This is a genomic window from Caulobacter sp. GW821-FHT12A07, from assembly GCF_058807655.1.
In genome coordinates, this window is the sequence record NZ_JBXAQX010000003.1 from 286,398 (window position 1) to 300,529 (window position 14,132).

General features: G+C 69.2%; 10 protein-coding genes. 5 read left to right on the top strand and 5 right to left on the bottom strand.

Translation table 11 applies throughout. From position 1 onward, the window contains the following. Positions 1 to 67 precede the first annotated feature (67 nt). From AC1RRS_RS07880 to ligD, 5 genes are read right to left on the bottom strand one after another with little or no spacing between them, the layout of a single operon-like run. Positions 68 to 2,644 (bottom strand): TonB-dependent receptor, encoded by a 2,577-nt coding sequence (locus AC1RRS_RS07880; RefSeq protein WP_492854650.1) that lies wholly within the window; start codon positions 2,642 to 2,644, stop codon positions 68 to 70. Between the two features lie 59 nt (positions 2,645 to 2,703). Further along, complete coding sequence (locus AC1RRS_RS07885) at positions 2,704 to 3,810, bottom strand: FecR family protein (RefSeq protein WP_492854651.1); 1,107 nt, start codon at positions 3,808 to 3,810, stop codon at positions 2,704 to 2,706. After that, a complete protein-coding gene (locus tag AC1RRS_RS07890) occupies positions 3,807 to 4,355 on the bottom strand; it encodes an RNA polymerase sigma factor (RefSeq protein ID WP_492854652.1) in 549 nt (182 codons plus the stop codon). The genes AC1RRS_RS07885 and AC1RRS_RS07890 overlap by 4 nt, the downstream gene beginning before the upstream one ends. Before the next feature lie 50 nt (positions 4,356 to 4,405). After that, positions 4,406 to 5,434, bottom strand: a complete 1,029-nt coding sequence (locus AC1RRS_RS07895; RefSeq protein ID WP_492854653.1) for an acyltransferase family protein — start codon at positions 5,432 to 5,434, stop codon at positions 4,406 to 4,408. Between the two features lie 40 nt (positions 5,435 to 5,474). After that, positions 5,475 to 8,138 carry a DNA ligase D gene (gene ligD, locus AC1RRS_RS07900; RefSeq protein ID WP_492854654.1) on the bottom strand — a complete coding sequence of 888 codons (2,664 nt, stop codon included), beginning with the start codon at positions 8,136 to 8,138 and terminating at the stop codon, positions 5,475 to 5,477. 167 nt (positions 8,139 to 8,305) lie between these two features. On the opposite strand from ligD, the gene AC1RRS_RS07905 reads away from it, so the two are divergent. From AC1RRS_RS07905 to AC1RRS_RS07925, 5 genes are all read left to right on the top strand, one after another. Continuing rightward, entirely contained in the window at positions 8,306 to 9,121 is an 816-nt protein-coding gene (locus tag AC1RRS_RS07905) for a 2-keto-4-pentenoate hydratase (RefSeq protein ID WP_492854655.1), read from the top strand. 61 nt (positions 9,122 to 9,182) lie between these two features. Next, on the top strand, positions 9,183 to 10,457 hold the full coding sequence (locus AC1RRS_RS07910) for an MFS transporter (RefSeq protein ID WP_492854656.1): 1,275 nt from the start codon (positions 9,183 to 9,185) through the stop codon (positions 10,455 to 10,457). Between the two features lie 139 nt (positions 10,458 to 10,596). After that, positions 10,597 to 11,658 carry an oxidoreductase gene (locus tag AC1RRS_RS07915; RefSeq protein ID WP_492854657.1) on the top strand — a complete coding sequence of 354 codons (1,062 nt, stop codon included), beginning with the start codon at positions 10,597 to 10,599 and terminating at the stop codon, positions 11,656 to 11,658. Beyond that, a complete protein-coding gene (locus AC1RRS_RS07920) occupies positions 11,658 to 12,149 on the top strand; it encodes a heme-degrading domain-containing protein (protein ID WP_492854658.1) in 492 nt (163 codons plus the stop codon). The genes AC1RRS_RS07915 and AC1RRS_RS07920 overlap by 1 nt, the downstream gene beginning before the upstream one ends. A 208-nt stretch (positions 12,150 to 12,357) precedes the next feature. Beyond that, complete coding sequence (locus AC1RRS_RS07925) at positions 12,358 to 14,130, top strand: gamma-glutamyltransferase family protein (RefSeq protein ID WP_492854659.1); 1,773 nt, start codon at positions 12,358 to 12,360, stop codon at positions 14,128 to 14,130. Positions 14,131 to 14,132 lie beyond the last annotated feature (2 nt).

A 14,132-nucleotide genomic window follows, 5' to 3' on the forward strand; every position in this document is an offset into this window, starting at 1 on the left:
GCGGGCCGGCAGGGAGGAAAGCCGGCCCGCGCGCAGGAACCGTTGCAGGACAGAACCCGCGAGATCGTCAGAAGTTGTAGCCGACGCTCAGCCGCACCGACCGGCCCAGGATCGGCCGGGCGTTGGCGCCGCTGGTCGAGCGCGGGTCGCCCTCGGTCAGGCCGTGGCTGTCGGTGAGATTGTCGCCGGCGATCTGGACGTCGAAGGCGCCCACCCGGAAGATCGCGCCGAGATCGAGCTTCTCGTAGCCCTTCAGCACCTGGGTGTTGGCGTTGTCGGCGTAGCGGTCGTCGACGGCGCTGAGCGTGCCGTAGAAGGTGGCGTCCACCGTGCCGAGCGCGACGTCCCAGCTGGGGGTGAATCGGATCTGCCAGTCCGGCTGGCGCTGGGCGCTGTTGCCGGCGTTGGCCGGGATCGACGACTGCTTGATCTCGGTCTTCTGGAAGGTGCCGTTCAGGGCCAGCGACAGGCCGAAGTCCGACTTCCAGCGGCCGTCCAGCTCGACGCCGTGGGCCTTGTTGGTGTTGCTTTCCTGGATGCCGCCGACATCGGCGAACTTGGCGCCCTTGAACTCGTTGGCGAAGCCGGTGGCGTAGAGCTCGAACGGCCCGCTGCGCAGCTTGTAACCCAGCTCGTACTGGTCGACCTTCAGGGTGTCGGTCAGGTTTTCGCGGAAGTTGTCGAAGCTGGGGAACTTGTAGCCCCGCGAATAGCGCACGAAGAGGCCCGAGACGTCGTTCAGATCGTAGTTGGCGCCGGCCGTGTAGGACGTCTTGCTGTGGCTGTAGTCGGTGGTGCGGATGGCCAAGCCGTCCGGATAGCCATTGCCGTCATCGACCACATAGTCGGTCTTGAACCGCTCGCGACGGACGCCCAGGTCGATGCGCAGCTTCTCGGTGGCTTGCCAGGAGTCCGCCAGGTAGAGCGCATCCACCCGCCCGTCGCCGGCCGAGACCAGGCCATAGTTCCAGCAGCCCGAGCCGCTGCCGGCCGTCGCCAGGTTGGCACAGGTGATCCCGGTCGCCAGATAGTCGCCGTTGGCCTTGACCTGCATCGGGCGGAAGTTGCCGATCGTCCAGAAGTCGTCCGACGAGAAGCTGGAGGCGTAGTAGCCGGCCGAAAGCTCGTGCGTCCCGAAGCTCTTGGAGACGCTGAAGTCATTCGTCAGCGCCTCGATCTCCTTCTCGACGATCCAGGCGCCCCAGTTCTGCACGTAGTCGCTGGAGCCGAGGGTCGCGCCGCCGCGCGTGGTCACGGCCGAGCCGGTCACCGCGGCGACCGAGGCCGCCGTCACCGCCCCGCCGTCCGGCACCAGACCGTAGGTGTTGGCGTCGCCCTTGGTGAAGCTGAAGCGGTCGCGCACCGTCCAGCCGTCGCCGAACTCATGCTCGAAGCTGCCGCCGACCACATAGCCCTTCCAGCCGCGGCCGTCGGCCAGGTCGAACTGCCGGGTCGTGCCGTCGGCGTTCACCTGCAGGGTCTGATGGCGAGAAAGCTCGCCGATCTGGGTGTAGGTCCCCTTGTCGACGCCGGGCACGTTGATGGCGAACGGCAGATACCAGGCGCCGTGGTCGTCGGTGGCGCGGGCGTAGAGGTTGATCTTGCCGTTCTCCAGCTTCTTGGTGAGGTTCACCGTGAACTGCTGGCCCTTCTCGCTGTCGAACTGGGTGTCGCGCACGCCGGGCGAGCGGGTGACGTAGCCGCCGACCATGAAGAACAGGTCGTCGGCCAGCTTGCCGCTGACCACGCCGTCGACGCGGCGCAGGCCGTAGTCGGAGGTCGAGGCCTTGATCAGGCCCTTGGTGTCCTCGCCGCCTTCCTTGAGCATGAAGTTGGTCGTCAGACCCGGCTGGCCGTTGGAGAAGATCGGGTTGGGGCCGCCGCGCAGGGCCTCCATCCGCGAGATGGTCTCGTCGACGCGGAAGATCGACGAGTTCTCGAGGAACGACAGGGTCGAGGGCGGATAGATCGGCGCGCCCTGCAGCTGGATGGTCAGGAACTCGGCGTCGCCGGTGGCGGGGAAGCCGCGCACGAAGACGTTGGCGCCGGCCACGCCGCCCGAGGTCTCGACCCAGACGCCGGGCACCAGGGCCAGCAGCTCGGCGCTCGACTTGGGCGAGGCCTTGGTGATGTCGGCGGCGTTGACTGTGCTGACCGCGAAGCTGGCCGACAGCTTGTCGATGCCGGCGCCGCCGGGGGTGCCGACGACGATCACCTCTTCAACTTCGGACGGCGCCTCGGGCGGTGTGGCCTGCGGCTCGGCCGCGACGGCCGGCGAGGCCTGGGCCGTGGCGCTGGCGGCCACCAGCAGGCTGCGGCCGCGGATGGCGTAGACGCCGCTGGCGGTGGGCTGGGCCACCATGTCGGAGCCGGCCAGCAGGCGCTTCAGACCCTCTTCGGTCGAATAGCTGCCCTTCAGGCCCGCGCTGCGCTTGCCGCGCAGTTGGGTCTCGTCGAAGGCCAGCTGCTGGCCCGACGTACGACCAAAGGCCCGCAGGGCGCCGCCCAGGTCCTGGGCCGGAATGTCGAAGCTGTAGGTCGCGCGCGCCTGGGCGTAGCCGGCGGTTGGCGCGGTCAGGGCCGCCAGGACGGCGGCGGTCGCGGTGGTGCCCCAGACGAGGCGGCGGTCGAAGCTCTTGCGCATCACTTCCCTCCCTCGCGCCGATCATTGTTCTTTGGCGGCGCTTTGGTGAGTGAGACGCCTCAGTCTGCGGAAGACTCACCAGCGCCGCTGATCTTTTTTTGTCCCCGGTCGTTTTGTCCCCGGTCGATCCGCAGCACCGTCTCGCCCGGCGAAGGCTCGGCGCGCACCGGCAGCACGGCGGTGACGCCGTCGACGAAGGCCCGCGTGTCGCCCGAGGTGAAGACGCCGCTGATCTTCAGCCGGCCCACGGCCGGATCGGCGATCCGCAGCTTTTCGCGGGCGTAGCGGTTCACCCGCTCGACGGCGAGATCCATCGGCTCGTCCTGGAACACCAGCTGGCCGTTCTCCCACGAGGCCGCGCGCGACGGGTCGGTGGGCGAGACCACCGTGGTGTCGGAGGTCGTCGAGGCGACCAGTTCGTGGTCGGGGGTCAGCAGCCGCTCGGCCGGCGCGCCGTCGACCTTGACCGTGGGCGGCGGACGACCGCGCTCCCCCTCCCCGTCCAGCACCGCCACGTGCCCCTCGTAGAGCACCACGCGCATCTGGCCAGGCAACTTCTCGACGCTGAACGTCGTCCCCGTCGCGACCACCAGCTTGCCGTCGGCGGCCACCGAGAACGGCCGCAGCGGATCCTTGGCCACCGAGAACTTGGCGCGGCCCTCGTCGAGCCACAGCCGCCTCCGCCCGCCGTCGTAGCGCACGCGCAGCACGGTGGCGGCGTCCAGGGAGGCGCGCGAGCCGTCGGGCAGCTCGACGATGCGCCGCTCGCCCTCGGTGGTGCGGTAGACGTCGGGCAGGCTGGCGCGCCAGGCCATGCCCCCGCCGGCCAGGGCCGCCACGAAGCAGGCGGCCAGCGCCCCGCCGATAACGGCGCGGCGACCGGGCTTGCGCGACCAGCGGCTGCGCTGGGCCCGGCGCAGGTCTTCCAGGGCCTCGCCGCGCAGGGCGACCATGCCGGGGCTCATCGCCTGGTCGTCGACCGCGCGCCAGGCCGACACGGCGTCGTCCAGCAGGGCGCGGTGCTCCGGATCGGCGGCGAACCAGGTTTCCAGTTCGGCGTGCTCGGCGCTCGTCAGCTCGCCCTCGGCCAGGCGCACGCACCAGGCGGCGGCGACGTCCAGGGGCTCTTCGTGCGGAGCGCCGATCATGTCGTCGGGACCGTTCATTCGCCGGCCCTCGTGCGACGCGTCAGATGGCCCATGGCCTTGAGGATATGCTTCTGCACGCCGCTGGTGGTCATGCCGTAAAGCTCGGCGAGTTCGGCCTGCTTCATGCCCTCCAGCCGGAACAGCAGGAAGATGGCGCGGGTGCGGTCGGGCAGTTCGCGCAGGGCGTCCGACACCTCGCCCAGCCGCTCGCGCCCCATCAGCACCCGGGCGGGGTCCAGCGGCTCCAGGTCGATCGGCTCGGCGCGGACGGCGGCGGTGTAGCTCGATCGCACCCGCTCGCGCCGCGCCCGGTCGCGCAGCAGGTTGGCGGCCATCTGAAAGATGTAGGCGTCGGCGTTGTCCATGGTCCGGCCGGCCTCGGTGAGGGCCAGCTTGGCGAACAGCTCCTGGGTCATGTCCTCGGCGTCGCTGTGGCTGGCGGCGCGACGCATGAAGAACGCCATCAGCGCGGGCCGATAGCGCCGATCGAGGCTTCCCAGGTCATGTTCGCTTTTCGGCCGCACGGTCCGTCTCGACAAGGTTTCCCGCAGTGCATGACGCACATCCTCGCCCGAGGCACACCGAACAACGATGATTTTTCTTCCGAGGGTCGTCAGAGCGCATGCGTGACCCGCTTGAGCCAGATGCGCAGCGGCGTCTCCACCCAGCGCCAGGCCGCCCACGAGGCCGCCGGCAGCACGAAGAAGGCCAGCACGCAGAACCACAGCGGCAGGTCGCGCTTCCAGCCGTTCGGATAGATCGAGATCATCACGTACCAGAACGCCCAGTGCAGGGCGTAGAGCGGGTACGACACCCCGCCCAGCCGCTCGCACCAGCGCGCCAGCCGGCCGCCGGGATCAAAGGCGCCGAGCAGCACCAGGACCGGGAACAGCAAGGTGGCGCAGGCGAAGTCGTAGAGGCCGTTGGCGACACGCGTCGGCCAGACCGGCAGGACCAGCACGGTCAGCAGCAGGGCCGCCGGAACCCAGGCCTTGCGGGTGGAGAAACTACCCCGATGCCGCCAGCACAGCCAGCCGATGGCGAAGGGGAACGAGGCGCGCAGCACGCCCAGGCCGAAGGTCGCCTGGTCCCAGCCCGTCTGCAGCCCGCCCATGCCCACGGCGACGAACAGCAGGGCCGCGCCCGACAGCAGCACGAACATGATGATCGCCATGTCCGGCGTGCGGCGCAGCGGGAACCAGGCCAGGCTCACCAGCACCTCCAGGCACAGCGACCAGGCCAGCGGGTTGAACGGGAACAGCGACGGGAAGGTCCCCGCCTCCATCGGCGCGAACTTGGGGATCAGCAGCAGGCCCTTGAGGACGTCGACCACGGTCTCGAGGTTCGGCCGCCCGGTCAGCAGCGCGCCGGCCACGGTGGCGATGAACAGCATCGGCCAGACCCGCACCCAGCGGGCGACCAGATAGGGCCAGAACCCGATCCGTCGGCGCTCGAAGGCGTGGGCCAGCACGAAACCGCTGAGACAGAAGAAGAAATCGACGGCCAGGTAGCCGTGCGCGAAATGCCCCCGCCGGCCCGACCAGTCGGCGATGTGGTAGAGCAGCACGCCCAGCGCCGCGACGCCGCGCAGCCCGTCCAGCGCGGTGAACCGTCCTTCGTCCTTGGTCGTCGCAAGCGTCACCAAGTGGTGGTGTCACGATGCGGGGCGGCGGGGCAAGCCCTTACCACAGCCGCTTGATCGCCGCCTTCAACGGCTTGCCCGCCTCGAAGTAGTCCGCCCAGGCCGTGCTCCTGGCGATCAGGTCCGGCGCGGTGCGGATCGTGAACCGCGAGGGATCCAGCCCCGCCTTCACCTGCGTCCAGTTCAGCGGCATCGACACGGTCGCCCCCGGCCGCGCCCGGGCCGACAGCGGGGCCACCGCCGTGCTGGTGCGGTCGTTGCGCAGGTAGTCGAGGAAGATCTTCCCGGCCCGCGCCTTCTTGCTCATGGTGATCAGGTAGCGGTCGGGGTCGTCGGCGGCCAGGCGGGCGCAGACCTCGCGGGCGAAGGCCTTGGCCTGGTCCCAGGGAACCTTGTCCGACAACGGCGTGACCACGTGCAGCCCTTTGCCGCCGGTGGTCTTGCAGAAGCTGACGAGCCCCAGTTCCTCCAGCCGGTCGCGCATCTCCCGCGCCGCCTCGATCACCGCCTCGAAGCCGACCTCGGGCGCCGGATCGAGGTCGAAGACCAGCCGGCCGGCGACCTCCGGATCGCCGGGCTGGCAGTTCCACGGATGGATCTCGACAGCGGCGATCTGGGCGGCCGCGACCAGGGCCTCGACGCGGTCGAACCTGATGTAGGGCTGGCGGTCGCCCGAAACCGTGACCGTCTCGATCAGCGACGACATCCCGCGCATAGCGTGGCGCTGGAAGAAGGTCTCGCCGTCGATGCCGTCGGGCACGCGGATCACCGAGGCCGGTCGTCCCTGAATGTGCGGCAGCATCCACTCCCCGACCGCGGCGTAGTAGCGGGCCAGATCGAGCTTCGTGCCCGGCTCGCCGTCGCCGGCGTCGGGCCACAGGGGCTTGTCGGGCTTGGAGATCGGCACGCCCAGCACGACGCTTTCAGACTTGGACGTCGCCGCCTTGACGGCTTTCGGCGTCGGTTCGGCCAGTTCGGCCTTGGCGGCCGGCACGGCGTCGGCCTCGACCTCCGAAGCCGGCTTGTCCTCGCGCAGGCCCTTGAAGGCGGCCTGGCGGATCGCGCCCTCGCCCGTGAAGCCGGCATATTCGATCTCGGCGACGAGCTGCGGCTTCACCCAGTGGATGTTGGCGGCGTTCCTGGGCGCGCCCGCCCCCTCGAACGGCGAACGGTCGGTCTCCAGGGCTTTCAGCTTCGGCAGCAACTTCGCGACCTTGTCCTTGCCAAAGCCCGTGCCGATGCGGCCGACATGCACCAGCCTGCCGCCTCGCATCACGCCGGCGATCAGCGAGCGGAAAGCCGTTCCCGTCGTCGTCCAGCCGCCGATCACCACCTCGTAGCCGGCCCGGCATTTGGACTTGGTCCAGGTCTCGCTGCGGCCAGAGCGATAGGCGGCGTCCAGCCGCTTGGAGATGATGCCTTCCAGCTCCAGCTTGCAGGCCGACAGCAGCACCGCGTCGCCCGCCGTCTCGAAGTGGTCGACATAGCGCAGCCTTGGCTCGTCCTCCCCCAGCAAGGCCTTCAACCGCGTCTTGCGCTCACGCAGGGTCTGGCCCCGCAGATCTTCGGTCCCTTCGAACAGCAGGTCGAAGGCGAAGAAGATGATCTCGCCCTCCCCGCCCTCGGCCTCCCCTACCTCAGCTAGGGCCGCCTGCAAGGCCGCGAAGTCTGGCTGGCCGTTCTCGTCCAGCACCACAGCCTCGCCGTCGATCAGGGCGTCGGGCAGGTCGGCGGCGGCCTCGGCGACGCCGGCGAACCGGTCGGTCCAGTCCAGGCCCTTGCGGGTGCGAAGCACCGCCCGGCCATCCTCGACACGCAATTGCAGGCGATAGCCGTCGAACTTGATCTCGTGCGCCCAACCCGCCCCGGCCGGCGGCCGCTCGACCGACTTGCACAGCTGCGGCTCGACGAAGTCGGGCATGGCGACGGGCTTGGCCTTTGATTTCCCGACTGCTTTCTTCGGCGCGGCCTTCTTGGGCTCGAAGCTGCGGGTCTCCTCGGCCTCCCTGGCCAGCGCCTCGCGTTCGGCCCTGGTGCGGGATTTCCAGACGGCGTCGGCCTTCCCCTTGCTCTTCAGGATGAAGGGCTTGGGCGATTTGCCCTTTCCAGCGGCGATGTCGGCCATGGTCCGGTTCGAGGCGATCGAGCGGTCCTCGTCGAGGATCGCCGCGCCCTTGCCCGGCCGCGCGGCTTCGTCCTGGTGCTTGATCAGCAGCCAGTTGGCGCGCTTGCCCTTCCCGTCCTTCGCATTGCGATCCCAGTTCATCCGCACCAGCACCCAGCCGCCGTGCAGCCGCTCGCCCTCCAGCACGAACTTCAGCTCGCCCTTCTTCAGGGCCTTGCCAATGTCTTCGAAACCGGGCTCCGGCGCCCAGAAGCCGCGATCCCACAGCTGCACCGTGCCGCCGCCGTACTGGCCCTTGGGGATCGTGCCCTCGAAGTCGCCGTAGTCGAGCGGATGGTCCTCGACCTCGACCGACAGGCGCTTGTCGGCCGGATCCAGCGACGGTCCCTTGGTCACCGCCCACGACTTCAGCACCCCGTCGACTTCGAGCCGGAAATCGTAGTGCAGCCGCGTGGCGTCGTGCTTCTGGATGACGAATCGCAGGTGCGGCGACGCCGCCACCGCCCGCTCGCCGCTGGGTTCGGCGGTCTTCTGGAAATCGCGCTTGCGGCGATACTCGGCCAGCTGCGGCTGCGTCATTTCCCGTTCCTCCGCTGAAAACAAGAGTCTCCCAGTTCGAGAACGGTTCCCCTCGCCCGTGCGACGTGTTTCAGTGGACCAATTGTCAATGACACCGGTTTCCACTAGAGACAGCGCAGGTCCGATCAACGGACCGGCATTGAGTAATTCGAGGGAGGGTACGCGGCGTGACCGTTTCTGAGGCGCAGAGCGACCTATTCGCACCGGCGTCCATCGCCCCCCAATTCGTCGAAGCCCGCCGCAAGGGCGTTTCGGTTCCCGGCTATCCCGGCGGGGTCCTGCCCCAGACCATGGCCGACGGCTATGCGGTGCAGGACATCGCCATCGATCTGTGGCCGGATGAACTGGTCGGCTGGAAAGTGGGTCTCGTCCCGCCGCAGCACCGCGAGCGTCTGGGCGTCGATCGCCTGGCCGGCTGCATCTTCAAGAACAACGTCTGGGACGCGGCCGCCGAGCCGACCCCGTTCCGCGCCATCGCCGGCGGCTTCACCGCCGTCGAGGCCGAGTTCATCATCCGCCTGTCCAAGGACGCCCCCGAGGGCAAGACCGAGTGGACCGCCGAAGAAGCCGCCGACTATGTCGGCGAGCTGATCCTCGGCGTCGAGATCGCCGGCAGCCCGCTGAAGACCATCAACGAGCTGGGCCCGCCCATCGTGGTCTCCGACTTCGGCAACAACGACGGCCAGATTCTGGGCCCGGTGATCGAAAACTGGCGCGAGCTCGGCTGGGACGCCATGCCGGCCGAGACCTTCATCAACGGCGTCAGCGTCGGCAAGGGCGGCGCGGCCTCCATCCCCGGCTCGCCGCTGGCGGCCCTGGCCTTCCTGCTGGGCCACGTCGCCTCGCGCGGTCGCCCGCTGAAGAAGGGCATGATCGTCACCACCGGCGCCAGCACCGGCATTCACGACATCGCGGCCGGCGAAGAATCGACCGTAAGCTTCGGCCCGCTGGGCGAGGTGCGCTGCAAGGCGGTCCCCGCCTGACGGGACCCCGCGTCCCAGGTCGAACAACGAAAACAAAACTAGGGTAAGGAAGACGACGTCGATGGACATCCCCGCGGCTCCCGCGCCATCCGAGAAGATCGGTCGCTATCGCTGGGTGATCGTCAGCCTGCTGTTCGCGGCGATGGTCATCAACTATGTGGACCGGCAGACGATCGGGCTGCTGAAGGCCGATCTCTCCCATGAGTTCGGCTGGAACGAGAAGCACTACGCCGACCTCGTCTTCTACTTCCAGCTGGCCTACGCCGTGGCTTACCTCGCCTGGGGCAAGATCATGGACAAGATCGGGGCCCGCTGGGGCTTCGGCGTGGCCTTCGCCATCTGGCAGATCGCCCATATCGCCCACGCCGCGGCCAAGGGCTTCGGCGGCTTCGTCTTCGCCCGCATGGGTCTTGGCATCGGCGAGGCCGGCGGCTTCCCCGGCGGCATCAAGGCCGTGGCCGAGTGGTTCCCCAAGAAGGAGCGCGCCTTCGCCACCGGCATCTTCAACGCCGGCACCAATATCGGCGCCATCGTGACGCCCCTGGTCGTGCCCGGCATCGTCCTGGCCTTCGGCTGGCAGATGGCCTTCATCGTCACCGGCGTGGCCGGCCTGATCTGGCTGCCGATCTGGCTGCTGGTCTATCGCCGTCCGCGCGAACACAAGAAGCTGGGCGCGGCCGAGCTGGCCCACATCGAGCAGGATCCCGCCGACCCGGTCGAGAAGATCGGCTGGGGCAAGCTGCTGACCAAGCGCGAGACCTGGGCCTACGCCCTGGGCAAGTTCCTGATCGACCCGATCTGGTGGATGTTCCTGTTCTGGCTGCCCGACTTCCTGGGCAAGCGCTATGGCCTGGACCTGAAGACCTTCGGCCCGCCGCTGATCGCCATCTACCTCCTTTCCGACGTCGGTTCGGTGGCCGGCGGCTGGCTGTCGTCCAACCTGATGAAGCGCGGCTGGTCGATCAACCACGCCCGCAAGCTGACCATGCTGATCTGCGCCCTGCTGGCCGTGCCGGTGATGTTCGCCTCGTTCGCCAGCTCGGTCTGGGTCGCGGTGCTGATCATCGGGGTGGCTACCGCCGCCCACCAGGGCTTCTCGGCCAACCTCTACACCCTGCCCTCCGACGTCTTCCCGCGCGGCGCCGTCGGCTCCGTCGTCGGCATCGGCGGCATGCTCGGGGCCCTCGGCGGCATGGTGTTCTCCAAGTACATCGGCCAGGTCCTCGAGACGATCGGCACCTACACCCCGATCTTCATCGTCGCCGGCAGCGCCTATCTCGTCGCCCTGCTGGTCGTGCACCTGCTCGCCCCAAAGATGGAGCCGGTGAAGATCTGATCTTCACGACCTGACTGAAATCGAGCCCCCGGACGCAGCCGCGCCGGGGGCTTTTTTTCATGGGGATTTCCGGGCGCTTTTTACCGGCGGCGCCGTGACCTCGCCGCGATCAAGGCCTAAGCTTGAAGCCATGACAACGTTGTCTCAAGCTACCGCCACCGCCCCGCTCAACGTCGCCCTCGTCGGCTACGGCTATGTCGGCAAGACCTTCCACGCCCCGCTGATTTCCACGACGCCGGGCCTCGTCCTGCACACCGTGGTCTCCAGCGACCCGGCCAAGGTCGCCGCCGACCATCCCGAGGCCAAGGTGGTCGCCAGCCTCGACGAGGCCCTGGCCGACGCCGAGATCGACCTCGTCGTCATCGCCACGCCCAACGAACTGCACGCCCCTCAGGGCCAGGCCGTGCTCGCCGCCGGCAAGCACCTGGTCGTCGACAAGCCGTTCACCGTCACCCTCGACGAGGCCCGCGCCCTGGTCGCCTCGGCCGAGACCGCCGATCGTCTGCTGTCAGTGTTCCACAACCGCCGCTGGGACGCCGACTTTCTGACCTTGAAGGCCCTGATCGCCGAGGGCGTGCTGGGCGAGGTCACGCAGTACGAAAGCCACTTCGACCGCTTCCGCCCGACCGTGCGCGACCGCTGGCGCGAGCGGGCCGGCCCGGGGGCCGGGGCCTGGTTCGACCTGGGTCCGCACCTGCTGGACCAGGCCTTGCAGCTGTTCGGCCAGCCCCTGACGGTCAGCGCCGACATCGGCGTCCAACGCGAGGGCGCCGGGGCCGACGACTATTTCCACGTCGTGCTGCGCTATGACGCCCTGCGCGTCATCCTGCACGGCAGCCTGCTGACGGCGGCCGCCGACCTGCGCCTGGCCGTGCACGGCACCAAGGGCAGTTTTATCAAGCAGGGCCTCGACGCCCAGGAGGACGCCCTCAAGCGCGGCCTGACCCCGGCCGACGAGGGCTTTGGCCTCGATCCCCGCCCAGGAACCCTGACCCGCGCCGACGGCGACGTCCTGACGACCGAGGTCGTGCCCGGCGCGCGCGGCGACTACGCGGCCTATTACGCCGGGGTGCGCGACGCGATCCTGACCGGCGCGGCCAATCCCGTGCCGGCCCGCGAGGCCTTGCAGGTGATGGAGCTGCTGGACCTGGCCGCCCGCTCGGCCGCCGAGCGTCGCGAACTGAGCGTCGAGACCGCCTGATGAGCCACCAGGACGACATCGCCCGCATCGCCGCCCAGGAAGCCGCGCTGGTGTTCGAACGCTTCGATCTCGACACCGCCTGGGCCCTGGGCGCGGGCCTGCGCGACGCGGCCCTGGCCCGCAAGGCGCCGCTGGCCATCGACGTGTCGCTGCGGGACCGGGCCCTGTTCCACGCCGCCCTGCCCGGCTCGACCGGCGAAAACGCCGACTGGCTGCGCCGCAAGCGCAACACAGTGCTGCACTTCTCCAGAAGCTCCTACGGCGTGGGCCTTGAGCTGGCCGCCAAGGGCGAGACCCTGGAGGCCAAGCACGGCCTGCCGACCCGCGACTACGCCGCCCACGGCGGCGGCTTTCCGCTGCTGGTGCGGGGCCTGGGCTGCATCGGCGCGGTCACCGTCTCGGGCCTGCCCCAGCGGCAGGACCACGTGCTGGTGGTCGAGGCCCTGGCGCTGGTGCTGGGCAAGGAGCTGGACGAACTGGCGCTGGGGTAGACCCCCTCCGGCCCTCCGGGCCACCTCCCCCAGAGGGGGAGGATCTTCTAAGCGCCGCACCACGAAGATGCTCCCCCTCTGGGGGAGCTGTCGGCGAAGCCGACTGAGGGGGTCTTTCTCCCGCACCCACCCACTTTTCGCGCAACGCCTAGCCTCCCCTCCCGGCCGCCCCTAGAAACGGACTCGCCGTTTTCGTGGGGACTTCGCCATGCGCCGCCGCACCTTCTTCGCCGCCCTCCCGGCCGCCGCCTTCGCGGGGCAGGCCTACGCCCAGTCGCAGATCATCACCGGCCCCAATCCCAACCGGAAGCGGCCCGACGTGCACGGCGGCGACCGGGTCGACGGCGCCAGCTTCGCCTCGCGCTCGGCGGCCTGGGGGACCCACGGCGCGGCGGCCACGGCCCACCCGCTGGCCACCCAGGCGGCCATCACAGTGCTCAAGAAGGGCGGCTCGGCGGCCGACGCGGCGATCGCCGCCAACGCCATGCTGGGCCTGTGCGAGCCGATCTCGTGCGGGATCGGCGGCGACTGCTACGTGCTGCTGTGGGATCCCAAGACCCGCAAGGTGGTCGGCCTCAACGGCTCGGGCCGATCGCCCAGGGGGCTGTCGCTGGAAACGGTCCGTTCGCGCGCCAAGGACGGCAAGATCCCCAGCTGGGGCGCGGTCAGCGTCAGCGTGCCCGGCGCCGTCGACGCCTGGCGGGCCCTGCACGAGCGCTACGGCAAGCTGAAGTGGGCCGACCTGTTCGAACCCGCCATCGCCACCGCCGAGGAAGGCCATCCGGTCACCCAGAACGTCGCCTATTACCTGGCCGGCAGCCATCGCCGCTTCACCAATCCGACCTCCAACATCGAGGAGGTCGAGAACTTCAAGAAGGTCTGGGCCCCCACGGGCAAGACCCCCGTCGAAGGCGAGATCTTCAAGAACCCGGCCCTGGCCCGCACCTATCGCCTGATCGCCCAGGGCGGCGGCCGCGCCTTCTACGAGGGCGAGATCGCCACCACCATCGAGGCCTATTTCAAGCGCATCGGCGGCTGGATGACCAAGGCCGACCTCGCCGCCAACCGCGCCGTCTGGACCGGCGTCCACACCACCGGCTATCGCGACGTCGACGTCCACGCCCTGGCCGACAACACGCAAGGGCTGGCCACCCTGCAGATGCTCAATATCCTCGAGCAGTTCGACGTGGCCGGCATGGGCTTCCAGTCGGCCCAGGCCATCCACCACGCCGTCGAGGCCAAGCGCCTGGCCTACGAGGACCGCGCGCGGTTCTACGCCGACCAGGACTTCTACAAGTCGCCGATCGACTGGCTGATCTCCAAGGACTACGCCAAGGAGCGCGCCAAGCTGATCTCGCCCGACAAGATCTGGACGCCGTCGTTCCCGGGCACGGCGCCGAGCAAGGGCGACACGACCTATTTCACCACCGCCGACAAGGACGGGATGATGGTGTCGATCATCCAGTCGAACTATCGCGGCATGGGGTCTGGCCTGTCGCCCGACGGCCTGGGCTTCATGTTCCAGGACCGCGGCGAGCTCTTCGCCCTGACCGACGGCCATCCCAACATCTACGCCCCCGGTAAGCGGCCCTTCCAGACGATCATCCCGGGCTTCGCCACCCGCAAGGGCGAGCCGTGGCTGAGCTTCGGCGTCATGGGCGGCGACATGCAGCCCCAGGGGCAGACCCAGATCATCAGCAACATGGTCGACTTCGGCCTGGGCGTGCAGGAAGCCGGCGACGCCCCGCGCTGGCACCACGGCGGCTCGCCCGAACCGACCGGCATCGCGGCCGAGGACATCGCGGCGCTCGACCTGGAAAGCGGCGTGCCGGCGCAGACCCGCAAGGCGCTGGAGGCCATCGGCTGGAAACTGAAGACCGACGCCGGCGGCTATGGCGGCTACCAGGCCATCGAGCGCTGGCCGGGGCGGTATGCGGCCGCGACCGAGATGCGCAAGGACGGGGTGGCGCTGGGGTACTAGAG

Coding starts and splice junctions, on each gene's coding strand:
- AC1RRS_RS07910 (WP_492854656.1), top strand. CDS start 9,183: ATGGACATCCCCGCGGCTCCCGCGCCATCCGAGAAGATCGGTCGCTAT.
- AC1RRS_RS07920 (WP_492854658.1), top strand. CDS start 11,658: ATGAGCCACCAGGACGACATCGCCCGCATCGCCGCCCAGGAAGCCGCG.
- ligD (WP_492854654.1), bottom strand. CDS start 8,138: ATGACGCAGCCGCAGCTGGCCGAGTATCGCCGCAAGCGCGATTTCCAG.
- AC1RRS_RS07885 (WP_492854651.1), bottom strand. CDS start 3,810: ATGAACGGTCCCGACGACATGATCGGCGCTCCGCACGAAGAGCCCCTG.
- AC1RRS_RS07925 (WP_492854659.1), top strand. CDS start 12,358: ATGCGCCGCCGCACCTTCTTCGCCGCCCTCCCGGCCGCCGCCTTCGCG.
- AC1RRS_RS07880 (WP_492854650.1), bottom strand. CDS start 2,644: ATGCGCAAGAGCTTCGACCGCCGCCTCGTCTGGGGCACCACCGCGACC.